At 61.3% G+C, this 21,422-nt stretch carries 24 protein-coding genes and 1 tRNA gene; 18 read left to right on the forward strand and 7 right to left on the reverse strand.

Annotation, left to right across the window (positions count from 1 at the left end):
• The first annotated feature begins 128 nt into the window (after nt 1-128).
• From PQ457_RS10210 to PQ457_RS10270, 13 genes are all read left to right on the forward strand, one after another.
• Entirely contained in the window at nt 129-314 is a 186-nt protein-coding gene (locus tag PQ457_RS10210) for a hypothetical protein (protein WP_172341195.1), read from the forward strand.
• Nucleotides 311-1,372, forward strand: a complete 1,062-nt coding sequence (locus PQ457_RS10215) for a tyrosine-type recombinase/integrase (RefSeq protein WP_273616775.1) — start codon at nt 311-313, stop codon at nt 1,370-1,372. Before PQ457_RS10210 ends, PQ457_RS10215 begins: the two co-directional genes overlap by 4 nt.
• A gap of 200 nt (nt 1,373-1,572) precedes the next feature.
• Nucleotides 1,573-2,775 (forward strand): tyrosine-type recombinase/integrase, encoded by a 1,203-nt coding sequence (locus PQ457_RS10220; RefSeq protein WP_273616776.1) that lies wholly within the window; start codon nt 1,573-1,575, stop codon nt 2,773-2,775.
• Nucleotides 2,768-3,247 carry an SPASM domain-containing protein gene (locus PQ457_RS10225; protein WP_273616777.1) on the forward strand — a complete coding sequence of 160 codons (480 nt, stop codon included), beginning with the start codon at nt 2,768-2,770 and terminating at the stop codon, nt 3,245-3,247. The genes PQ457_RS10220 and PQ457_RS10225 overlap by 8 nt, the downstream gene beginning before the upstream one ends.
• Before the next feature lie 92 nt (nt 3,248-3,339).
• Entirely contained in the window at nt 3,340-3,549 is a 210-nt protein-coding gene (locus PQ457_RS10230) for a helix-turn-helix transcriptional regulator (RefSeq protein WP_273616778.1), read from the forward strand.
• Nucleotides 3,550-4,010: 461 nt separating this feature from the next.
• Nucleotides 4,011-5,555: an AAA family ATPase gene (locus tag PQ457_RS10235; protein WP_273616779.1), complete on the forward strand. Its 1,545-nt coding sequence runs from the start codon at nt 4,011-4,013 to the stop codon at nt 5,553-5,555.
• 306 nt (nt 5,556-5,861) lie between these two features.
• Complete coding sequence (locus PQ457_RS10240; protein ID WP_273616780.1) at nt 5,862-6,116, forward strand: hypothetical protein; 255 nt, start codon at nt 5,862-5,864, stop codon at nt 6,114-6,116.
• Nucleotides 6,106-6,531, forward strand: a complete 426-nt coding sequence (locus PQ457_RS10245) for a hypothetical protein (protein ID WP_273616781.1) — start codon at nt 6,106-6,108, stop codon at nt 6,529-6,531. The genes PQ457_RS10240 and PQ457_RS10245 overlap by 11 nt, the downstream gene beginning before the upstream one ends.
• Nucleotides 6,532-6,677: 146 nt before the next feature.
• On the forward strand, nt 6,678-7,838 hold the full coding sequence (locus PQ457_RS10250) for a phage major capsid protein (protein WP_273616782.1): 1,161 nt from the start codon (nt 6,678-6,680) through the stop codon (nt 7,836-7,838).
• Between the two features lie 200 nt (nt 7,839-8,038).
• Nucleotides 8,039-9,931: a phage tail protein gene (locus PQ457_RS10255; protein WP_273616783.1), complete on the forward strand. Its 1,893-nt coding sequence runs from the start codon at nt 8,039-8,041 to the stop codon at nt 9,929-9,931.
• Nucleotides 9,932-10,237: 306 nt separating this feature from the next.
• Nucleotides 10,238-10,528 carry a hypothetical protein gene (locus PQ457_RS10260; RefSeq protein WP_273616784.1) on the forward strand — a complete coding sequence of 97 codons (291 nt, stop codon included), beginning with the start codon at nt 10,238-10,240 and terminating at the stop codon, nt 10,526-10,528.
• Nucleotides 10,518-10,943 carry a hypothetical protein gene (locus PQ457_RS10265; protein ID WP_273616785.1) on the forward strand — a complete coding sequence of 142 codons (426 nt, stop codon included), beginning with the start codon at nt 10,518-10,520 and terminating at the stop codon, nt 10,941-10,943. The genes PQ457_RS10260 and PQ457_RS10265 overlap by 11 nt, the downstream gene beginning before the upstream one ends.
• Entirely contained in the window at nt 10,940-11,359 is a 420-nt protein-coding gene (locus PQ457_RS10270; RefSeq protein WP_273616786.1) for a hypothetical protein, read from the forward strand. The genes PQ457_RS10265 and PQ457_RS10270 overlap by 4 nt, the downstream gene beginning before the upstream one ends.
• Before the next feature lie 102 nt (nt 11,360-11,461).
• On the opposite strand, the gene PQ457_RS10275 is transcribed toward PQ457_RS10270, so the two are convergent.
• The 4 genes from PQ457_RS10275 to grxC all read right to left on the reverse strand — a co-directional run bounded on the left by PQ457_RS10275 (nt 11,462) and on the right by grxC (nt 13,178).
• A tRNA-Arg gene (locus PQ457_RS10275) sits at nt 11,462-11,538 on the reverse strand.
• Nucleotides 11,539-11,599: 61 nt separating this feature from the next.
• Entirely contained in the window at nt 11,600-12,085 is a 486-nt protein-coding gene (locus tag PQ457_RS10280) for a DUF1178 family protein (protein WP_273616787.1), read from the reverse strand.
• 6 nt (nt 12,086-12,091) lie between these two features.
• Entirely contained in the window at nt 12,092-12,913 is an 822-nt protein-coding gene (locus PQ457_RS10285; protein WP_273616788.1) for a carbon-nitrogen hydrolase family protein, read from the reverse strand.
• 1 nt (nt 12,914) lies between these two features.
• Complete coding sequence (grxC, locus tag PQ457_RS10290; protein ID WP_168603613.1) at nt 12,915-13,178, reverse strand: glutaredoxin 3; 264 nt, start codon at nt 13,176-13,178, stop codon at nt 12,915-12,917.
• A gap of 165 nt (nt 13,179-13,343) precedes the next feature.
• On the opposite strand from grxC, the gene PQ457_RS10295 reads away from it, so the two are divergent.
• Complete coding sequence (locus PQ457_RS10295) at nt 13,344-13,814, forward strand: Hsp20 family protein (protein WP_273616789.1); 471 nt, start codon at nt 13,344-13,346, stop codon at nt 13,812-13,814.
• A gap of 70 nt (nt 13,815-13,884) precedes the next feature.
• Here PQ457_RS10295 and PQ457_RS10300 read toward each other — a convergent pair whose 3' ends face one another.
• Nucleotides 13,885-14,868: a helix-turn-helix transcriptional regulator gene (locus PQ457_RS10300; protein ID WP_273616790.1), complete on the reverse strand. Its 984-nt coding sequence runs from the start codon at nt 14,866-14,868 to the stop codon at nt 13,885-13,887.
• Nucleotides 14,869-15,128: 260 nt separating this feature from the next.
• On the opposite strand from PQ457_RS10300, the gene PQ457_RS10305 reads away from it, so the two are divergent.
• Nucleotides 15,129-16,010 carry an alpha/beta fold hydrolase gene (locus PQ457_RS10305; RefSeq protein WP_273616791.1) on the forward strand — a complete coding sequence of 294 codons (882 nt, stop codon included), beginning with the start codon at nt 15,129-15,131 and terminating at the stop codon, nt 16,008-16,010.
• Between the two features lie 3 nt (nt 16,011-16,013).
• On the opposite strand, the gene PQ457_RS10310 is transcribed toward PQ457_RS10305, so the two are convergent.
• Complete coding sequence (locus PQ457_RS10310; protein WP_273616792.1) at nt 16,014-16,379, reverse strand: glutathione S-transferase N-terminal domain-containing protein; 366 nt, start codon at nt 16,377-16,379, stop codon at nt 16,014-16,016.
• 176 nt (nt 16,380-16,555) lie between these two features.
• Between PQ457_RS10310 and PQ457_RS10315 the strand changes: the two genes are divergently transcribed.
• Both PQ457_RS10315 and PQ457_RS10320 read left to right on the forward strand, forming a co-directional pair.
• Nucleotides 16,556-17,593 (forward strand): hypothetical protein, encoded by a 1,038-nt coding sequence (locus PQ457_RS10315; protein WP_273616793.1) that lies wholly within the window; start codon nt 16,556-16,558, stop codon nt 17,591-17,593.
• Nucleotides 17,594-17,609: 16 nt separating this feature from the next.
• Nucleotides 17,610-18,719, forward strand: coding sequence for a CapA family protein (locus PQ457_RS10320; RefSeq protein ID WP_273616794.1), 1,110 nt, complete (start codon nt 17,610-17,612; stop codon nt 18,717-18,719).
• Between the two features lie 45 nt (nt 18,720-18,764).
• Here the strand turns inward: PQ457_RS10320 and PQ457_RS10325 are convergent, their stop codons facing one another.
• Nucleotides 18,765-18,995 carry a hypothetical protein gene (locus tag PQ457_RS10325; protein ID WP_273616795.1) on the reverse strand — a complete coding sequence of 77 codons (231 nt, stop codon included), beginning with the start codon at nt 18,993-18,995 and terminating at the stop codon, nt 18,765-18,767.
• An 18-nt stretch (nt 18,996-19,013) separates the two neighbouring features.
• Here PQ457_RS10325 and PQ457_RS10330 point away from each other — a divergent pair, with 18 nt between their 5' ends.
• Nucleotides 19,014-21,407 (forward strand): TonB-dependent receptor plug domain-containing protein, encoded by a 2,394-nt coding sequence (locus PQ457_RS10330; protein WP_273616796.1) that lies wholly within the window; start codon nt 19,014-19,016, stop codon nt 21,405-21,407.
• The last annotated feature ends 15 nt before the right edge of the window (nt 21,408-21,422 follow it).

A 21,422-nucleotide genomic window follows, 5' to 3' on the forward strand; every position in this document is an offset into this window, starting at 1 on the left:
TGGAAACCCGAAGGCTGCGCCGATTGCGGCCTTCTCCACCCCACCCACAGCCTCAACGGATCGCACGGCCCATGGCGCTGCCGCGATTGCCATGTCGAGGCGCAGCAAAAGCACAGAAAGGCGCTCTGATGGCTGTTCAGCCTGCCCGCGTGCGCATGGTCGAAGCCCAGCGCATCCTCAAAGCTGCCCGCAATTCGGGCCTCACCCCCAAACGCATCCGCGTGCACGATACCGGCTATGACATCATTTTTGATGATGACGGCCTGCCCGGCTCCACCCTGCCCAACCCGTGGGACGAAGGGGTGAAACAGTGACCAAACGCCGCTGGCTTCCCCCCAACGTTAGCCGCTATCAGGACAAGACCGGGCGCTGGCGCTACCGCTATCGCAAGACGGGCAAGGCCACCTATCACTTCCGCGCCGCGCCCGGCACGCCCGAATTCCTGGCTGAATATGAAGCTGCCAAGGCAGGCCAACCCGTGGGCGCCGATCGCGTGGCCCCCGGCTCGGTCGATGCCCTGTGCGCGGCCTATTACCGCTCGCCCCGCTGGCAATCGATGCAGCCCAACACCCAAAAGGTCTATCGCGGCATCATCGAACGCTGGCGCGCCGAACATGGCGCCAAACCGATCAACCGGCTCGAACCGCGCCACGTCGAAGGCTGGCTGTTCGCGATGGCGGATCGCCCTTCGGCCGCCAACAACCTGCGCAAGGCTCTGATGCGGCTCTTCCGTTATGCGGTGCGCATGGGCTGGCTCTCGCGCAATCCCATTGCGCCCACCGAACCCTATCGGATGGAGGGCACCGGCATCCATGCCTGGACCGAGGAAGAGATCGCCGCCTTTCAGTCCCGCTGGCCCTTTGGCACGCGCGAAAGGCTGGCGCTCGAACTGATGCTGTGGACCGGCCTGCGCAAAAGCGACGTCATCCGCCTCGGCCCGGCCCAGCGCCAGGGTGACCGCTTCCACCTGCGCCACACGAAAAACAAATCGGACACGATCCTGCCGGTCTCCCCCGATGTCGAACGCGCCATCTCCTCGCTCGACCCGGCCCATATCGGCATCGACACCTATCTGGTCACGGATTTCGGCAAACCCTTTACCCCCGCCGGATTCGGCAATTGGTTCCGCGCCCGATGCGATCTGGCCGACCTGAAAAATTGCAGCGCGCATGGCCTGCGCAAAGCGCTGAGCCGCCGCATCGCCGAGGCAGGCGGCACCGCCAACCAGGGCCGCGCCGTCACCGGCCACAAGACCGACCGCATGTTCGCCTACTACTCGCAAAGCGCCGACAAAGCCGCCCTTGCCGACACAGTTTTGGCGAACGTCACCGAAAAGTTCGCCAAAATCAGCAAGCAAACTTCAGAAAAATAAGGATTTTTTATGAAAAATGGTGCACCCGACGGGATTCGAACCCATGGCCCTCAGATTAGGAATTCTTTTTTGACAAATATCGCCGGATTTCCACGGACGTAAAATTGTGGAAATCCGGTGCCTTGCTTGTCCGTTATCGTCCGAGGTATTCCGCCGGAACGATACCTAAGGTATCAAGCGGCCCTTATGGAGGCGGCCCTATGGCGACGAAGCTATCAGATGCAAAAATTCGAGATTTGACACCACCTGACACCGGGCAGGTTGAGCATGCCGACAGCGAGGTTCCGGGCCTTAGGGTACGGATCGGCACCAGCGGCGCACGAACCTTTATACTTCGCAAGCGGGTAGACGGCAAAATACGCAACGTCACGCTGGGGCGCTTTGCCCCTCGGTTCGGAATAGTAGAGGCACGAAGAAAAGCGCGAGCTCTTATTTCCGATATCGAAGCGGGGAAAGGCGTACAGCCGCCCAAGGCTAAGGGTGCCGTCGCGGCGCGCACAATCAGCGGCATGCTTCCTGACTACCTAAAAGCCAAAGCGCATTTGCGCTCTCATGCTGACACGAAAAGGATACTTGAAGGCTACGTGGTGCCAGAATTGGGAACGCGGCTTGCCGACACTATCACCCGAGCGGACGTCACGACACTGATCGACAAGATAGCGGTGCATTCCCCGTCTCGCGCTCGCGCCACCCATGCTCAGCTATCCGCATTTTACACATGGGCGATGCCTCGATTGGATCGTTTGCCCGCAAATCCCTGTCGCGATGCCGGACGGCCTGAAAAGCCAAAGGCGCGGGACCGGGTTCTAACGGACGATGAATTGGCGGGTTTATGGCGCATAGCCGATGCGGAGCCTGCGCCATGGGGCCCGGCTGTCAAGCTGCTGATCCTGACTGGACAAAGGCGCTCTGAAGTGTTTGGAGCCGAATGGTCTGAGTTTGACCTGGCGGCGAAAGAATGGACTGTTCCGCCCGAACGTTCAAAGAACGGCATCGCGAATATCGTGCCGCTCTCAGGGGAGGCGATGGCAGTCATCACGGCGCTTGATAGACCGGAGGGCGGCGGCAAAGTATTTCCAGCGCGTGGGGCGCCAGAAAACGGCGCCAGCGGTTTTTCGAAGCTGCAAGCCCGTTTTCGCAAATCTCTGGATGAGGACTTGGGGCGCGAAGCCGGTCCACATTGGCAGATGCATGACATTCGCCGAACCGTGGCCACAGGCCTGCAAAAGCTGGGCATTCGCTTCGAGGTTACAGAGGCCGTACTAAACCACTTGAGCGGGGCACGTGGAGGCATTGCCGGTGTATACCAACGACATGATTGGAAAGAGGAAAAGCGCGCCGCGCTTAATTCATGGGCAATTAGCCTAAGAGAAATAATCTCTAAAGGATTGGAAAATGAGTGATGTTAAATTTAGCGAAGAAAGAGAATTTCTTTCCACTAATGTTTATTGTGGACTCCTAAGTGGAAATCTAAAACCTCTCCGAGATTATATAAAATCTGGGTATGACATTGATGTTTGCCTTGCCGGATTGATTGCAGATATGATTGATGAGAACGATAATCTACCCTTCAAATTGCAATTAACAGGCAAAAAGGGGAAATCGGGCTGGGGAGATATGAGAAATAAACAAGAGCTACATAATCAAATCGCCTTACATTACTTGAGAATGCAGAATTCTTCTGGTGATGGCAGTAGCGCAGGCGTTCTGGAAGATACCATGCAACGTTTTAATATAAAGAAGTCGACCGTCTATGAAGCGCTAAAGAAAGAGCGGGCACGGGCGTATGACAAGATGGAATCGGCCTTTCGAGGTTGCATGGCGATGGCATTGTATGCGCGCTATATGCTCGAAGGTGAGCAAGATTCCGGGTAAATCACAATTTCGGTGAACCACTCTCTTGATGCGCTTCCCGGAAACAAAGCTAATCAAACTGACCCTATCGGACACATTCGGAAGGGTTAGATATGCCTCAAATTGCTGAGCGGACACCTGCCAAGCTGCATTTCATTCGGCAGCCGGAGGTTCTCAAGCGCACAGCGCTATCGCGCTCCACGCTTTACGAACTGATTGCCAAGGAGCGTTTCCCGAAGCCGCTGAAAGTTGGCGAACGCATTAACTGTTGGCCAGAGCATGAGGTCGATGCTTGGATGCAAGAGCAAGTTGCGGGGCGCTGATCGATGGGCGGCTCGCAAATTTGGAACGCTCCATTTCCGCCCCTTCGTGAAGGTCCGCAAACGGGTTGCACGGCTCCCGTCGGTGACGCTCTGGCTGTTTGCAGCGCCGAATTGAAGGGCCGGGAGTGCCAGTTGTGCGTTCGGCACAATTTCCCGTTGCCCAAGGAATTGCCAGCAGAGCTTGGCGCGCTCAATTATATCGGCGGCGGTAACTTGCCGGTTGTCCAGGTCATTCACTACGCGCGCGGCGCTGCTAATTGGATTGTGGCCGTAGTCTTGCCCTTGGCCCATGCCCATGGGCGATTTCCTCTGATTGCATGCGCAAGCCAACAGAAGGCAATGAGAATTGCTGAGTGGAGGGCGCGACAATTAGGCGGAGAGGGTGAGCTTGTTGAGTACAGAAAGGGTGGAAGACAATGGCGTTTGGGTAAAGTCACCGTTCTTCTGGTGGACCAGTTTGCGTGAATGCGGTCATCCCCATTCTGGCCTTCGACAGCCCTTTAACGCGGGAACAAGCGGCCTTGGCGGACATGGAATCGGCATATTGTGCCGATGATATGCCGCCTGCGGAGCGGATTGAATATATCCGCCAATGTATCGACGAAATCAGGAAGGCGCGTCCCGAATTCCCTTGTCCTGCCTTGACGGTTGCCCTCGCTCGATGCGGAGGACAAGCGCCAATTTCCACTGGCGGCAACGGCTCGGTTGGCTTGCTGCCGGTAGTTAATCTTAACAGCTTTGATGGAGAGCCGCCCGTGCGGCGCTCGATCTGGGGCGATTGGTTTCCAGTGCGCCAAACAACAATGCTCACCGGCATGGGTGGCGTCGGCAAAAGCTTGCTGACGCTGGATCTGTTGGCGTCGATTGCCCTGGGCTTGCCCTTCCTTGGCATGGAGACTGAGCGCGCCCGCTGCCTTTTCGTGACCTGCGAGGATGACGTGGACGAATTGTGGCGGCGCCTTGCATCCTTTTGCCGCGCGCATGGCGTGCGCATGGCCGATCTGGATGGATGGTTGAGTCTTGTGTCTTTGGCGGGTGAAACCGGCACAGAGTTGGCCCGCTATGCCGACAACGGCGGACTGGTCACTACGGAGCGCTGGCAGCAGCTCGTTACCACCAATGAAAGGCTGGGTATTCGTGTTGTCGCTTACGACAATGCGACGGATGCCTTTGCCGGTGATCATAACGCTATTCACGAGGTCGCCGCATTTGTGAACCTGTTGACGGGGGAAGCTCAGCGCATCGATGGCGCATTTCTTCTCTTGCACCATCCGAACAAAGCTGGCGCGGATTGGCTGGGTTCTGTGGCGTGGCATAACAAGGTGCGCAGCAGGTGGATGATTGAGGGCAGTCCTGAAGGTGCTGATCCCAATGCGCGCACCATTGCCAACCCCAAGTCCAATTACGGGCCGCAAGGCGGACGGATTACATTCCGGTGGAACGAAGGGGCTTTCGTTAGAGAGGCTGATCTACCCGGCGATATGCGGGCAAAGCTGGCAGAAACCACAGCAGCAGCTGGCGCTAACCAACTGTTCCTTGCTTGTCTGCGCGAGTGCACCCGGCGCGAGCAAGCGGTGTCTGCATCGCCTTCTCCCACCTATGCGCCCAAGATGTTTGCAGAGATGCCCGAGGCCAAGGGGCTGGATGCGAAGGCGCTGGCAAAAGCAATGAACAGGCTGCTCACATTGGGTCTGATTGAGACCGGTGAACTGTCTTGGCTGGCGCGTGATCGGCATCGCGTTCGGGGATTGCGGGAGACTGCGGGGAACTGCGGCGAACGCTGCGACGAACGCGCGGCAGATACTTGCGGCGAACGCGGCGAACGCTCAACCGGGATGACGCAAGTCATTGATAATACTGCGGCGTACGAAGGGCGAAATTGTGGCGTGAGAAACTCCTCTCCTACGGAGAGGAAGGGCGAGGCCCCAAAGGGGTCGCCCTCGCCCTCCTACAGGTGGGAGCCAAGCGAGGACGATTGGTTGTCCGACGAAGGGGGTGACGCATGACCAGGTGCGGCGCGGATCGCCCCCATAGGGGGGGTGGGTCAAAATCAGGGGGCCGGGTGGGCGCTGCACCGCCCCTCCTCCCATTGAGACATTTTTTTCCCGGAATACGGAATTTTCGGACGCTGGGAGGGCGGAAAGGGCGGCCAATTTGGCCCATCGCCAAAATAGACACAGAATATCGCAGTTATTTCAATGCCTTATCAACTTTGCATTACGACAGACACCGCGCGAAGCACGATTAACCCTCTGATTTTCTGATTATTTTTCCCCTCTGCCCATCTCGGGCAAATTCACGAAGGAAAGACCATGACTGACAATTCTGTTCCCGATGAACTGAAGAAGGTCCACGAGGTTCGCCGCATCATCCGGGAGGGTGGCGGCCTGATGATTACCCGCAATGGAGTGCTGCCGGTTGACGTTGCCATGGGCACGTTCTTTGCGGCAATGGACATTGCCGAGGGCTTCGCAGGCTACGGCATGGGCGCCGTGGAATGGCTGCGCAACGCCTGCGACGTTGCCGAACAGATGGCCATGAGCGATGCGCCCCGCCTTGCCGAATAACCAGCCCCGCTTTCGCGGGCCGGTTCGCGTGTTCGCGATGGCCCGCCCTCGGGCGGATGCGGCCCGGCTGCTGATCCGGGCCGCTATGGCCTCCATGTCGGATGAACTCTCCGCCCGTTCTCGGGCGCAGCAGCTTGCCCGGCGTGTGGTCGTGGAACTGATCGCCGCAAACGAGCGAGTGGAGCCAATGGAAATTGCCCTTGCATCATTGCGCATCGCCATGGGCAGCAACATTGCGCTAAACTTGGCCTTGGCGCCGGAACTGGGCTTAGAGGCTGAACTGGGGCGCGAAAGGGCGGACCGCTTTGAGGCCCGCAACTGGCGCCAATTGTCCGAAGCGGATTGGGCAGCCGAGACGGCAGAAATTGCCCAGGTGATGCAAACCCGCTTGGCCGAGAAATTTCGCAAGGCATGAAGAAAATGGGCAGAAACTATATTTTCGCCCACGCACTAGGCGCATGGTCGCACCGTTCTCATTCAAAAGGTTTGGCCATGACTTCCACCTCTATCGCTTCGCCTGTCCGCTTCCGTGGCATTCGCACCGTTCGTGCGGATAGCAACATGTCGCCGGTTGCCCTTGTCGAGCAAATCCACGCCAATTTGACCGATTTTCGTACGCGCAACGAAAGTCGCATTGATGCGCTTGAACAAGCCGTCAACGGTATGATCGAAGGCAATGCCGCTGCCGTGGCGGTGGGTGGGGCCATTCATCCTGCGGCGGGTATTCGGGCCGCTGGCCAGCGTTTCGCGACCATTGGCGGCAATGTTGCGGAATCATTTCGTGCGCAACTGCTGGGTGCGCCGAATGCCGGGATGCGCACGGGCAGCGATCCCGATGGCGGTTTCACGGTTGATCGTCAGGTTGATAACGTGCTGGATACCGTGCTGCGCGATCTGTCGCCGATGCGCTCTCTGGCGCGTGTCGTGGCGCTTACCTCGGGCAATTCATGGGAGAAGATCCTCGGCAAGAGCGGCGCGCAAAGCTATTGGGCCGGTGAAGAAGAAACCCGCGCCGAAACGGGCAGCCCGACTTTGGGCAAGATCGATATCGCGCCGGGAGAAGTCTATGCCATCCCCAGCCTGACCAACCATGTTCTTGAAGATTCGATGTTCGATCTGAACGCCTTTCTGGCCGAGGACGTGGCGGGCGAATTTGCTCTGGCCGAAGGCGCGGCTTTCATCTCGGGCAATGGCATCAACAAGCCGCGCGGCTTTCTGACCTACAGCGCGGTGACCACCGCCGACGCCGGTCGCGATTTCGGCAAGCTGCAATACCTGCCCACCGGCATCAGCGGCGCTTTCCCCGCATCCAATCCGGCTGACATTCTTTGCGATCTGGTGACTTCCCTGCGCGCCTCCTATCGCGCTGGTGACGGCGTGGCATGGCTGATGAACAGCACCACGGCAAATGTGGTGCGCAAGTTCAAGGATGGACAGGGCAACTATCTTTGGACGCCCTCGATCATCGCGGGCCAGCCTGACCGCCTTCTGGGCTATCCGGTGGCGATCGATGAAGGCATGCCCGACATCGCGGCCGGTTCCGTCTCTATCGTCTTTGGCAACTGGCGCCGGGGCTATGCCATTGTGGACAAGCCCGGCCTGCGCCTGATCGTGGACAAGGTGACGCGCAAGGGCTGGACTCTGCTCTATTTCTCGCGCCGCGTGGGCGGTGGCGTGGTCGACAGCAACGCGCTCAAGCTGCTCAAGTTTTCCGCTTCCTGACCGCCCGCGTCATCGACGGCCTAGGACGTGGGCCGAATAGCGGGAAGCGCAATCCGCGGGCGGTCTGATCGGGAAATCAGCGGTCAATTGCGCGACACGTCAAAAACAAAGCGCTGAGCGCGATGCAGGTGCTTTCGGGGCTGGCCGGTGAATTGCTGGCCAGCCCTTTTCTATGCCATCTGGATCATAAGGACGATTTTATGTCTGAGGTTGTCAAAGCGGTAGGTCAGGTAATCGGCACCATTTCATCGGTGGCCGCTGTGGTTTTTGGTCCTACGCCTTTGGGTTTTGCTTTCGCGGCCAATGCAGCCTTGATGGGTGCCCTTACATCCTCTGGTGAACGGACACCGCCTGTTGCCGGTTCGGTCACCGAGGTCATTCATGAGGTCAATGCCCCGGCGCCCTATGTGATGGGCGAAGGGCTTGTGGCCGGGGTCGAGCGGTGGCGCTGCGCCTATGGCGCCACGCTGGACGGTGTGCCTAACCCGTATCTGGCGCTCCAGCATGATTATTGCGTGGGCGGCCCGGTGGAAAGCATCACGCCCTATGTTGACCAGGCGCCCATCACCAGCTGGTATAGCGGCTATCTGACCACCAACAGCCAGTTGGGAGCCTGCCCCGAAAGCGCGGCGCTGCTGCCCACCGGCTGGGGCGGATATCCGGCCAAGGATTCCACATCGAAACTGTCGGGCAAGGCGGCGATCATGTGGAATATGAAGTTCGACCGCGACGGCAAACGCTTTGCCTCGGGCCTGCCTGCGCTGGCCGCCTATGGCCAATGGGTAAAGGTCTATGACCCGCGTCTGGACAGCACCCGGCCGGGCGGCGACGGACCGCATCGGGTGGGGGTGGAAAGCACCTATACCTACAGCGATTGTCCCGCGCTCCATGCCGGAACCTATGCCTATGGCCGGTTTCAGAACGGCCATAAGGTGATGGGTGTCGGGCTGGTCGATGATGCCATTTTCTGGGATGTAGTGGCCGCATGGGCCAATGTCTGCGAGGCCAACGGCTGGACCATCTTTGGCCGCGTCACCGAACCGGGCGACCGGTGGGACAATCTCAAGGAGATATGCCTTGCGGGCGGCGGCCGCCCGGCCCTGACGGCGGCGGGCCTGTCCTTCCTCTATTGGGCGCCCAAGGTTTCGCTGGACACGATCACCGAGGCCGATCTGGCCGATGATGATATGGCCGTCACGCCCATGACGGCATGGCGCGACCGCCTCAATACCCTGATCCCGAAATACCGCAGCCCCGACCACAAATGGGAAATGGTGGCGGCGGCCAAGGAACAGATTTCGACCTTTGTTACTGAGGATGGCGGCGAGCGCAGCACCGAATGGCCGTTCAATCTGGTGAAGAATGCCGGACAGGCCGCCCAGCTTGGAGTCTACAAGATCTGGGAAACGCGCGAGATCCAGCCGATTGAGATTTCGGTAGGGCCGCGCCTGCGCAAATACCGGCCGGGCGAATGCCTCTGGCTCGACCTGCCCAACCTTGGGCTGGACATCAAGGCGGTGATCATGAAGCGGAGCTTTGATCCGGCGCGGATGGTCACACGGCTGACCCTGATGAGCGAGACGGATGCCAAGCATCCCTATGCGCTGGGCCGCACCGGATCGCCGCCGCCGACCCCGGCGCTGGGGCAGACGGCCGAGGATCGCGATAAGCTGTCGGCCGCCGCCCAGGCGCCCTCGGGCTATGTCCGCAATCTGATTTCCAGCAGCAGCACCAACCCGGCCAGCGGCATTCTGACGGCCATGGATGCGGGCACCACGGCCACAATCAACATCACCGGCCACAGCCGGGTTTACAGCGATCAGACCGTGACGGTGGCGGGCGGGACAATCAATGGGCTGGACTTCGCTACCACCTATTACGTGTTCTATGACGACGCCCTGCGCGAGGGCGGCAGCGTGGTCTATGGTTATACCACGGATGTAGCGGCATCCGGCAATTCCGATGCGAACCCCGGCCGCCATGCCGTGGGCTCGATCATCACCCCGGCCGATGGTGCAGCCAGCACCACGGGCGGCGGGGTTTATGATGCCGGGGCGATCATCGCCGGCGTGAACTGGCAGGATTATTTATAATCCTTAGCACCATGCACCGCCGTAGTCTCAGCCGATAATCACAGACCTTTTTCCAAGATCATTCGGATAGCCTCTGGACGGGACAGAGGCTTATCCTGCTGCGCTATCCAAGCGTCCAAGGCTTCAAGCAAAGCCGGGGGTATCCGAAGGGTAATCGGAGTTGCGTTGACCGGCGGGCGACCCCGTTTCGATTTTTTAACATCATCAATTGACATGATGAATTGATAATGTCAGAAAATACGGGCCGACGCAAGGATTAGGCCCCATGCGTCGGCCCTAACCACAACTCGCATATGAGGTGCGAAAATGGCTGACCTTTCCCTACGGGCGAAATCCGCCCAAAGCAATGTTGCGCCTTCTAACCACATTTGGGGGCTGGATGATTTGGCCGCCAGCATCAAGGCGGCGGCCAATCTGGCATTTGCAATCGCTCAGGACAGCGAATTGCATCCATACCAGGTGAGCGCCCTTGCCGGGCTTGAGGCATTCCTTGAAACGCTTGCCGACAAAGCCATGGCGCTGGATGCCGGTGCCGTGATCGCCCGCCCATTGAAGCATGGCACGGACAGCATGGGGAGGCGCGCCCATGGCCAGTAACAGGGCGGCCGACACGACCGGCCAAAGCAACATCATTCGCCTGCCCACTGCTGCACCGCGCAAGGTGAAGCAAAATCTGGGCCGTGCCGCCATGAAGGCCCGCGCCGCCCTGCCCCGCTTTCCGATTGAGCGATTCGAATATCCATCCGTCCGTTCAGCGATCCCGGTGGCGCGCGAGCTGCTGGCCATGCGGCCCAACATGACGCCAGAGCTTGAGCTGATGACCGCGCTCCTGAATGCGCTGGACGACGATACGCGCGAGAAGATCCGGCAGCACCTTATCCCGGCCGTTGTGGCTGATCGGCGCTCTGCCTTGCAGGCGATGGCCCTGCTGAAATCGACCAAGCTCACCACTGGCGGGATTAACGACCTTTACCGGGCATTCGATGCGGCTTGGCGGGAGTTGGAGCAATGACCCTCGCCATTTCCCGCCGCTCGCTCCTGGGCGCAACCGCTGCCCTGCCGGTAATGGCAATCCCCGCCACCGCCGCCCCTGCGGAGTATCTGCTTGACGCCAAAATGAGGGCATCACGCCAAGAGGCAAACGTGAAATTTTGGAAGCTGCATGCCCAGCTTGAGGCGCTCGAGGCCGAATGGTCCGCCTGCCCCGACGACGACAGGGTAAGCCAAGATCGCATTTCGGCCCTTGTGAGCGCCAAGTATGATGAAGCCATCATGCAGCCGGTTTCCTGCCCCCTAGCTGTGCTGGCCAAGCTAAAGCTGATGGAATTCGAACCCGGCAATGCCGTGCTTCCCTATCCTGCTGAAACCGGAACCCAGATGATCGAATGGGATTTGGAGCGGTGCGCTAAAGAGAAGCTGTTAGGATAACAAAGGGTCAAAACTTCGAGGGTGATTCCCCCAATTGATACCTAGCGCGTTACCTTGAACACTACCGACAGTTGTACCGCGCATACTAAGATATTGAAAAAATGGTGCACCCGACGGGATTCGAACCCATGGCCCTCAGATTAGGAATCTGATGCTCTATCCTGCTGAGCTACGGATGCACGCGGCATTGGCCATAATGGGGCCCGCGCGCTCTGGCAACCACCGGCGCGCACAAAAGCCTCAGTTAATCTCGTCAGGCGGGGCCACAGGGATCAGCAAGGGCATGATCTCAACCCCTTCCTCGACAAGGGCCTTCGCCTCCAGAGGGCTGGCCTGACCGTGGATCGGGGCGGGCTCCTTGTCGCCGTAATGCATGGCGCGCGCGTCCTCGACGAAATTCCTGCCGACCCAGCGCGAGGATTTGATCGCCTCGGCCTGCGCCTGGGCGATGGCGGCAAAGGCGGCCTGCAATTTCTCGCGCGCTTCGGGCGGGAGGACGGGCGGCGGCGGACTGGCCGCAGGCGCCGGTACGGGAACGGCCACGCCCTGCTGATTGCTCTTGCGGTTCAGGCGCGGGGCCATCGGGGCCTTGATCACATCATGGCTGTCGCATTGCGGACAGGTCACGAGACCGCGCTGCTGCTGGCCCGAAAAATCCTCCGACGAGGCGAACCAGCCCTCAAAGCGATGCCCGTGGTCGCGGCAAACAAGATCAAACACAATCATTGAAAATCACGTCTTGGAAATGGGCCGCCGGTTGGCGAGGCTGGGCAATTGGGCGCGGATTTCGGCAAGGCGCTGCGGCTCGATCTCGGCAAAGCCAAGTCCCGCGGCCTCGCCCCCCAGATCGAGCAGGACATCGCCCCACGGATCAACCGCCAGCGAATGGCCGTAGGTGGCGCGGCCGTCCTGATGCTGCCCCACCTGCGCGGCGGAGATGACATAGGCGCTGGCCTCGATGGCGCGGGCCCGCTGCATGATATGCCAATGGGCCGCGCCCGTGGGCACGGTAAAGGCGGCCGGAATCGCGATCAGATCACAGCGCGCCCGACCCAAAGCCTCGAACAGCGCGGGGAAGCGCAGGTCATAGCAGATCGCCAGCCCCAGCCGCCCGGCGGGGGTGTCCACCGTCACCACGCGGTCGCCCGGACGATAAGCCCGGCTCTCGCGCCAGCTTTCGCCCGTGGCCAGATCGACGTCGAACATATGGATCTTGTCGTAATGGGCGGCAATACCCCCCTTGGCATCGATCACGAAAGTGCGGTTGGCGGCGCGTTCTTCGCCCTCCACCCGCACGGCCAGCGAGCCGAGCACCACCCAGATGCCCTCCTGCGCGGCAACCTCACGCGCGGCGGCCAGCACCGGGCTGTCCTCGGGCGCGACGATATGGGGCGCGGCGCGGGCGCGGTCGCGGTCGATCAAACCGCACATTTCCGGTGTGAACAGCATCGTCGCCCCGCCCGCCGATGCCGCGCGCGCGGCATCGGCAATCGCGGCGGCATTGGCGGCGGGATCGATCCCGCTCGTCATCTGAAGCAGGGCGACGCGGGCCATATTACAGGCCCAGCAGCGGGTCTAGCTTGCCCGCCGCGTCCAGCGCGTGGATATCGTCGCTGCCGCCCAGCGCCTGATCGTTCACAAAGACCTGCGGCACGGTGCGCGCGCCCGGATTGCGCTCGGCCATCTCGCGGCGCTTGGCGGTGTCCATGGTCACGTCGATCTCGGTATAGGCCACCTTCTTGCTGTCCAGCAGCGCCTTGGCGCGCACGCAATAGGGGCAGCCCCATTGGGTATAGATCTCGACCTTGGGAGTGGTCATCGGGCTAGTCCTTCTTTGTCGTGTATCGGGGTCTTGAAATAGGTCGCGGCTAACATATCTCAAGATGCGTGTCATGCGCCGCACCGGGCATGACCACAAATGGAAAGCGCCGACAAGGGCTTTCACGAAACCGAAAATTGCTCATTTTGAACGAGGATTTTTGCCATGAACCGTTTTGATTTCACCCCCTATCGCCGCAACACCGTTGGCTTTGACCGTTTGTTCGACCTGTTGGAAAACGCCAATCGTGCAGGGGCGAGCGACAATTATCCCCCCTTCAACATCGAGCGCAAGGGCGAGGATTCCTATCGCATCACGCTGGCCGTCGCCGGGTTCAAGCCCGCCGATATCGAAATCGTCGCGCAGCAGAACCTGCTGGTCATTCAGGGCCGCAAGCATGACGAACAAAGCGCCGCGCAGAGCGAATTCCTCCACCTCGGCATTGCCCAGCGCGGGTTTGAGCGCCGCTTTGAACTGGCCGATTTCGTCCGGGTCGAGGCCGCCAACCTTGAGGACGGGCTGCTGGTCATCGACCTGATCCGCGAAGTGCCCGAAGCGATGAAGCCCAAGAAGATCGCCATCGGCACCGCAGGCCCCGCCTCGCTGACCGTGGTGGAAGGCAAGAACGCGGCCTGATTTCCCTGAACTTCCCAAGAAGCCTTCCGCGTGCGCCCTGCGCGGAAGGCTTTTTTGCGGAAGGCTTTCTTTATGGCTCGCGGGCGTTGCGGCTTAATTGCCCGATCTGCAGCGCGATGGCCACCAGTTCGGCCTCGCGCCGCACGCCGCATTTCTGGAAAATCGAGCGCATCTGGGCGGTCACGGTCTGGACGCTGGTGCAGCGCGCGGCGGCGATGGCCTGGCGGTTCTGGCCCATGGCCACCATCGCGGCCACATCCCCCTCGGCCCGCGTCAGGCCCAGCGCCTGCGCCAGAATCCCGCCATCAAGCATATCGCCGCGCAGGGGCGAGCGGAAAGTGATGATCGCGGCCGGGGCAAAACCGAAGCTCCATGGCCGCAAGGGCAAGGGGTTGACCTCGACCAGCAGCGGCGGCGAGGCATCGGGCACCCACAGGTCCGGCATGGGCACCGGCTGCGAGGCGATCGCGGCCCCCACGGCGCGCTGAAGCAACGCATCGAAACCGCCATGGACGGCCTGCAATTGCCCATCGGCGATGCAGAGCAACCCGCCCGAAAGCACATCCTCGGCCGGGCGCGTCCAGGCGCAGACGCGCCCTGCCCCGTCAATCAGCATCGCGGCGGTGCGCATCATATCGAGCGAGCCGCGCAGCAGTTCGGTCCCCTGATGGTCGATGGCGTTCTGCAACCGCACCGCAGCCAACACATGGGGCAGGCAATCGGCAAAAATCGCGCGCTGTTCGGGCGTGGACAAACCATCGGCTTTGCCATGCAGCATCGCCAGCCCGATCATCGAGCCCTTGCCCTGCATCAGCACCGACTGGCAGCCGAATTCGCCGTCCAGATCGCGCACATGGCCCAGATAGACTTCGTTGGTGCCCGATTTCTGCCGATAGGCGTCATAGTCGGACTCGAAAGTGACGGTCATGGGCGCAGCCATCGCGCCGATGCGATAATTGACCTCCGGCTTGTAGGCCTCGATATCGACAAACATCTGGCCATAATCGAGCGGGGCGTCGGTCATCCAGTTGAAGCGCGCATGACGATCATTCATCGCGATCAGATGACTGCGCGAGGACCCGGTGGCACTGGCAAGGGCGCGCAGCGCATGATCCCACCCATCCTCGGAAAAAGGTGCGGCAAGAAACGCCTCGGCCAGAGTTTGCCCCAGAATCTCTGTTTCCCCTTCAAGCAGGCAGTCAGACTAAACGCGCGCCGCGCGCCTTGCAATGGGTTACACAGGCGATAACCAAGGCCCGGCCGCCCCCTTCGTCGCGGTTGACGCAGGCCCCCGCCGCGCCCATGGCCCTCGACATGAACGCGGCGCCATCCCCCACCTCGCATTTCTTCACCAGCCAGAACCTGCGTCTGCATTATCTGGACTGGGGCAACCGGCAGGCCCCGGTGCTGATCCTTCAGCATGGCGGGTTCGATCATGGCCGCTCGATGGACTGGATCGCGCGCGAACTGGCGGCGGACTGGCATGTCATCGCGCCGGACCTGCGCGGCCATGGCGACAGCGACTGGTCGGTGGATGCGGCCTACAACATGGCCGCCTTCATTCTGGATTTCGTCAATCTGATCGAGGAGATCGGAGCGGATCAGGTGACGATCTGCGCCCATTCGCTGGGGGCGATGATCACCACGCGCTATGCCGGGCTTTATCCCGAACGCGTGGCCAAATTCGTCAATATCGAGGGCCTGAGCGTGCCTGCCGGGGCCGACCCGCTGCTGGCCATCACGCCCTTTGCGGCGCGGGTGCGCGCATGGGTGGCCCAGCACCGCGCCGCAACCGATCGCCGCCCCCGCTCCTATATCAGCGAGGAGCAGGCCCGCGCCCGGATGCGCGAAAAGAACGGCCATCTCAACGAGGAACAGGTCCATCACCTGACGCATCATGCCCTGCGCATGCAGGAAGACGGCACCTATCGCTGGAAATTCGATCCCCGGCTCAACATCTTCCCGCTGGTCGATTTTCAACAGGACGAGATCGAAAGCCTGTGGCAGGCGGTCGCCTGTCCGATGCTGTTCATTCAGGGCAGCGAGAGCTACATGCCCAATCCGGCGAAGGACGGCCGGATCGGGCATTTCCGCGATGCACGCCTGATCGAATATGACCGGGCCAGCCATTGGCCGCATCACGACCGGTTCGACGCCTTCATGCCCGACCTGCGGGCCTTTCTGGCGCAGGACTGACGCTCAGCCGCGCAGTTCGGCGATTTCGGCCCGCAATTCGGCAATGGTGACCAAAGGCCCACGGATATATTGGTCCAGCGTGGGCAGATCGCCTATATCCACCCCATGCGCGTCGGCATAATGGGCGATCAGATCATCGGATTCGCGCATATACACGCCCGGCGCGATCTGGACCGTGGGAAAGCTGGGCTTGGCGAAATGCTGGGCCAGTTCTTCGCGGATTGCGGCCTCGCGGTCATCGCCGGGGGCGAATTCGCGGAAGTCGAAATGGCCCCGCAGGCCCGATTCCAGCAGGAACAGGCGGAACTTCAAACACCACGGACAGCGATCCTTGAGATAGACGATCGGACGGAATTCGGCTTGGCTCATGATGCTTGTCCTGCTTGGAAGATGGCTGGCGGTTTGACGGTCATGGCCCCATGATTGTCAAGCCTGATAAATGCAATCGACCATCCTTCGTGCAGTTCCCCGAAGCCGGGCGGCACGCATTCTGAAAGCGCTTGCAGCAATGGGCGCACCCGCCTATCGTGCGAAAAGAACAGGAAATGGCAAGGGAGAGCCATGTGACGATGGGCAATATGACCGGGCAAAGGCATTCGGCCATTGAACTGGTGACATTGTCCTATCTGCTTTCCTATCTGCCCTATGTCATCCTGACCCGCTATCTGGCCACCAACGGCATGGACGGCCATGGCCACCCGCTGACCGGGCTGCATATCCTGCCGGTGATGCTGATCAGCGCGGCGGTCTCGACCTATGGCTTCATCTGGATTTCGGGCTGGGGCCGATTGATGCACCGGGTGCGCGTGGGCGGCCTCTCACTGCCGGGGGCCACGCGGGCCACGTTCTGGTCGGGGCTTTGCACGGTCTTTGTGCTGACCACGGTGCCTCTGTCCTATACGTTCCGCGATGTTTCGATCCCTTTCATGCAATTGCTGATGCGGGGCGACATTCTGATCATCGCGCCGCTGGTCGATCTCCTGCTGGGGCGGCGGGTGCACTGGTGGTCGTGGGGGGCGCTGGTGCTGGTGGCGCTGGCGCTGTTTCACACGCTGCGCGCACGCGGAGGACTGGCCTTGCCGCCTTTGGCTCTCATCACGCTGCTGATCTATACGGCGGGCTATTTCGGCCGCCTCTGGGTGATGACCCGCGTGGCCAAGGATGATGATCCGATCCGCCTGCGCCGCTTTTTCAGCGAGGAAAAGCTGGTCGCCTTTCCCATCGCCATCCTCTCGCTGGCGGTCATCGCATGGACGGATCGGACGCCGGGCGGCGCGGGCGCGCAATTGCTCTGGGGCTTTACGCAGGCGTGGCGCAGCGAGCATCTCCCCGCGATGATCCTGACCGGGCTGATGGTCTGCGCGACCGGCGTATTTTCCGGCCTCATCCTGCTCGACGGGCGGGAAAACAGCTTTTGCGTGCCTCTGGAACGTTCGGCCAGCATTCTGGCGGGCGTGGGCGGCACGGTGATCCTTGCCCAATTCTATGGCGGAAAATGGCCCAGCGGGGCCGAATTTGTCGGGGCCGGATTGCTGCTGATCGCGGTGCTGCTGCTTTCGGTGGGCCCTCGCCTGCGCCACTAAATCCACGGAGTTTGCTATGACCATCCTGTTTCGGGCAACGGGCGATATCGGCCCCAACCGCCCCAACCCGGCGCAATGTTTCGCGCCCTCCGCCCCGCTGCTGCAAGAGGCCGACATCACCTTTGGCCAATTGGAATGCGTGATTTCCGAAAGGGGCTTTCGCCTGCCCCAAGTGCGCCACACCCATCGCGCCATCCCCGCCGCCGCCCGCGCTATTGCCGAGGCGGGTTATGATGTGATCTCCTTTGCGGGCAATCACTGCATGGATTGGGGGCCGGAAGGGCTGAATGACACGCTGGCCCATCTGGGCGCGGCGGGTCTGGATGTGGTGGGCGTGGGACAGGACATCGCGCAGGCACGCCGCCCGGTCATCCGCGAGGTGAACGGCGTGCGGGTGGCTTTTCTGGCCGCCTGCTCGATCCTGCCGCCCGGCTTCTGGGCCGAGGAGCGCCGCGCCGGATGCGTGCCCATGCGCGCCCACACGCTGTATGAACAGATCGAGATCGACCAGCCCGGCACCCCTGCCCGCATCCACACCTATGCCCATGCCGATGATCTGGCCGCTTTTCTGGCCGATGTGCGCAGCGCGAGGGCGCAGGCCGATGTGGTGGTGGCCTCGCTGCATTGGGGCATCCATTTCGTGCCCGCCACGATTGCCGATTATCAGTTCGAGGTGGGCCACGCGGTGATCGACGCGGGGGCCGACATCATCCTTGGCCACCATGCCCATATCCTGAAAGGCGTGGACATGTACCGCGGGCGGCCGATCTTCTACAGTCTGGGCAATTTCGCCATCGACCTGCCGATGACGCGCGAACATGCGCAGTCCAAGGGCTTTAGGGAGATCCAGAAACTGGCCCCCGAATGGGAGCCCGATTTCGAGAGCATGTATAATTTCCCGCCCGACAGCCGCATGACCATGATCGTGGAATGCGACCTGACGCCTAAGGGCATCGCCCGCACCGCCTTTCGCCCCGCCTTCATCAATGATGATGCGCAGGCCGAGCCCCTGCCCGCCACCGATCCGCGCTTTGCAAAGGTGCTGGCCTATATGCGCTGGTGCAATGAGGAAGCCGGGCTGAGCGCGACCTATGAGGCGCGGGGCGACACCATCGTGCTGGGCTGAACAGGGCGCGACAAACCGCCCCCCGCCTTCAAGCAAGCGCTGCTTCTATCCATATTGCAAATCGCCATTTACGCAGAAAGACGGCAAAAACGGGTCAAGATACCAAAAAGATGCGGCAAAAATGTCACCTTGTACGTCTTTTTCCGCTTGATGACGATTCCATGACAGCTTGCCCTGTTTTGCCGGTTGTCCAGCGGGACAATCGGGGTCTAGGGAAGACCCCGGCTGCAGGTCGCCTGCGGCAGGCAGCCGGATAAACATAAATTTCTTCGCCAAGTGAATGAGGACATTCCTATGACCCACTTCCGCCAAGCCCTTCTGGCTGGCGTCGGCTCCGCATTGGCGGTGGCCGTCAGCACCCCCGCATGGGCCGCAGACCAGAACAGCGACAACACCATCGTCGTGACCGGCACCCGCGCCCAGAACCGCACCAAGCTCGACACTGTCGCCCCCGTCGATGTGCTCTCGCTTGACACGCTTTCGCGTCAGGGCTCGACCGAATTGGGTGCTTCGCTGGCTGCTGTTGCGCCCTCGATCGATTTCCCGCGTCCGGCCGGCACCGACGGCACCGACTCGATCCGTCCCGCCACGCTGCGCGGCCTCTCGCCCGACCAGACGCTGGTGCTGATCAACGGCGTGCGCGGCCATACCGCGGCGCTGCTCAACGTCAACGGCTCGGTGGGTCGCGGTTCGGCCGCAGTTGACCTCAACACCATCCCCACCCTTGCCCTCTCGCAGGTCGAAGTGCTGCGCGACGGCGCCTCGGCGCAATATGGTTCGGACGCCATCGCGGGCGTGATGAACCTGCGCCTGCGCGAAGCCAGCCACGGCGGCGGCGCGACCGCATCGTATGGCCAGTATGAAACCCAGTTCAACGGTGCGCGCTCCTCGCGTCACATCTCGGACGGCGGCACGCTGACGCTGGGCGCGTGGCAGGGCTTCAAGCTGGGCAACAACGGCGGCTTCCTGACCGTCACGGGCGAATATCTCGATCGCGGCCTGACGGGCCGTTCGGACCTCGACACGCGCACGACCACCGCCAATCCGGCATCGCCGGCGGTGGTGCGTTCGCGCATCGGCGATCCCAAGGTTCTGCAGGGCACCGGCTATGTCAACGCCGCGCTGCCGATCGGCGACACCAACTGGACCGCGTTTGCCTTTGGCGGTTATCAGTTCCGCGACAGCACCAGCTCGGCCTTTGCGCGTGAGCCGGGCAACGTCAATAACGTTCTGGCGATTTATCCCGACGGCTTCCTGCCCCAGATCAAGGTTCTGTCGAAGGACCTGACCGTCACGGCGGGTGTGCGCGGCCAGATGGGCGACTGGAATGCGACGATCAAGGCTTCCTATGGCCGCAACCGTATCGATTACCGCACCCAGGGTTCGCTCAACTCGACCTATGGCGCGGCCTCGCAGACCAGCTTCTATGACGGCGCGATGATCTATGATCAGGCGCTGGGCGGCATGGATCTGGCCAAGCTCTACAAGCTGGGCGGCACGGACCTGAACGTGGCCTGGGGCGTCGAAGTGCGCCGCGAAGGTTATCGCATCATCGCGGGCGAGCCTACCTCGTACAACCGCGCGCCGGGTGCATCGAGCAGCCTGACCAGCGGCGCGCAGGGCTTCATCGGCTTCCAGGCGGGCAACGCTCTGAAGGTCAGCCGTATCAGCAACGCGGTCTATCTTGACCTCGAAGCCAAGCTGCCCAGCATCTTCACCTTTGGCGCGGCTGTTCGCGGCGAACATTATTCCGACTTTGGCGACATTGCCACCGGCAAGCTTTCGGCCCGCGCCGACATTGCCGACTGGTTCGCGCTGCGCGGCACGGTGTCGACCGGCTTCCGCGCCCCTTCGCTGCAGCAGCAGTATTTCACCTCAACCGCTTCGGTCCTGACCACGCTGCCCGGCCAGACCGTGCCGACCATCGTGGAAACCGGCACCTTCCCCTCGACCAGCGCCATTGCGCGTTCGCTGGGCGGTCAGGCGCTGCGGCCTGAAAAGTCGACCAACTTCTCGGCGGGCGCGGTGTTCCGCAAGGGCGGCTTTGATCTGACCATCGACGGTTACATCATCAAGATCCGCGACCAGCTTGGCCTGTCGGAAAACATCCCGCTCTCGTCGGCTGATCAGGCGACCTATGGGGTGACCGCCGCCCGCTTCTTCATCAATGGTCTGCACACCACGACCAAGGGTGTGGACATCGTGGGGCATTACAAGCTGCGCACCGCTTCGGTGGGTATCTTTGACCTGACGGCGGCGGCCAACATCAACAAGATCACCGTTGACAGCTATCCCACCTCGTCGCTCTCGACGCTGTTTGCGCGCCAGCGCATCCTGACGATCACCGAGGGCACGCCGGGTGAAAAGCTGGTCGGTTCGGTCGACTGGTCGTTTGACAAGCTGGGCGCGACGGCCCGTGCGTCCTATTACGGCAATGTGATCCAGCCGTCCTCGACGGCCGCCGGTGACCTGAGCACCGGGCGCAAGACGATCATCGATCTGGAGGCGCGCTACAAGGTGCTGCCGATGGCAAGCCTGTCGGTGGGCGCGAACAATGTGTTCGACATCTATCCGACCAAGACGCCGGCCAATCTGCTGGCCACCAATGGCGGCGTGGCGTTCCCCTACTATTCGCCGTGGGGTTTCAACGGCCGCTATCTCTATGCCAAGCTGAGCCTGAACTGGTAATCAGCCAAAAAGAAA

Source organism: Novosphingobium humi, from assembly GCF_028607105.1.
Classification (GTDB): Bacteria; Pseudomonadota; Alphaproteobacteria; order Sphingomonadales; family Sphingomonadaceae; genus Novosphingobium; species Novosphingobium humi.

Bases quoted from the DNA above. Each gene is read 5' to 3' on its own strand.
- PQ457_RS10250 (WP_273616782.1), top strand. From the start codon at position 6,678: ATGTCGCCGGTTGCCCTTGTCGAGCAAATCCACGCCAATTTGACCGAT.
- PQ457_RS10315 (WP_273616793.1), top strand. From the start codon at position 16,556: ATGGCAAGGGAGAGCCATGTGACGATGGGCAATATGACCGGGCAAAGG.
- PQ457_RS10300 (WP_273616790.1), bottom strand. From the start codon at position 14,868: ATGAATGATCGTCATGCGCGCTTCAACTGGATGACCGACGCCCCGCTC.
- PQ457_RS10230 (WP_273616778.1), top strand. From the start codon at position 3,340: ATGCCTCAAATTGCTGAGCGGACACCTGCCAAGCTGCATTTCATTCGG.
- PQ457_RS10260 (WP_273616784.1), top strand. From the start codon at position 10,238: ATGGCTGACCTTTCCCTACGGGCGAAATCCGCCCAAAGCAATGTTGCG.
- PQ457_RS10225 (WP_273616777.1), top strand. From the start codon at position 2,768: ATGAGTGATGTTAAATTTAGCGAAGAAAGAGAATTTCTTTCCACTAAT.
- PQ457_RS10330 (WP_273616796.1), top strand. From the start codon at position 19,014: ATGACCCACTTCCGCCAAGCCCTTCTGGCTGGCGTCGGCTCCGCATTG.
- PQ457_RS10295 (WP_273616789.1), top strand. From the start codon at position 13,344: ATGAACCGTTTTGATTTCACCCCCTATCGCCGCAACACCGTTGGCTTT.
- PQ457_RS10270 (WP_273616786.1), top strand. From the start codon at position 10,940: ATGACCCTCGCCATTTCCCGCCGCTCGCTCCTGGGCGCAACCGCTGCC.
- PQ457_RS10210 (WP_172341195.1), top strand. From the start codon at position 129: ATGGCTGTTCAGCCTGCCCGCGTGCGCATGGTCGAAGCCCAGCGCATC.
- PQ457_RS10240 (WP_273616780.1), top strand. From the start codon at position 5,862: ATGACTGACAATTCTGTTCCCGATGAACTGAAGAAGGTCCACGAGGTT.
- PQ457_RS10305 (WP_273616791.1), top strand. From the start codon at position 15,129: ATGAACGCGGCGCCATCCCCCACCTCGCATTTCTTCACCAGCCAGAAC.
- PQ457_RS10280 (WP_273616787.1), bottom strand. From the start codon at position 12,085: ATGATTGTGTTTGATCTTGTTTGCCGCGACCACGGGCATCGCTTTGAG.
- PQ457_RS10265 (WP_273616785.1), top strand. From the start codon at position 10,518: ATGGCCAGTAACAGGGCGGCCGACACGACCGGCCAAAGCAACATCATT.
- grxC (WP_168603613.1), bottom strand. From the start codon at position 13,178: ATGACCACTCCCAAGGTCGAGATCTATACCCAATGGGGCTGCCCCTAT.
- PQ457_RS10310 (WP_273616792.1), bottom strand. From the start codon at position 16,379: ATGAGCCAAGCCGAATTCCGTCCGATCGTCTATCTCAAGGATCGCTGT.
- PQ457_RS10285 (WP_273616788.1), bottom strand. From the start codon at position 12,913: ATGGCCCGCGTCGCCCTGCTTCAGATGACGAGCGGGATCGATCCCGCC.
- PQ457_RS10220 (WP_273616776.1), top strand. From the start codon at position 1,573: ATGGCGACGAAGCTATCAGATGCAAAAATTCGAGATTTGACACCACCT.
- PQ457_RS10320 (WP_273616794.1), top strand. From the start codon at position 17,610: ATGACCATCCTGTTTCGGGCAACGGGCGATATCGGCCCCAACCGCCCC.
- PQ457_RS10255 (WP_273616783.1), top strand. From the start codon at position 8,039: ATGTCTGAGGTTGTCAAAGCGGTAGGTCAGGTAATCGGCACCATTTCA.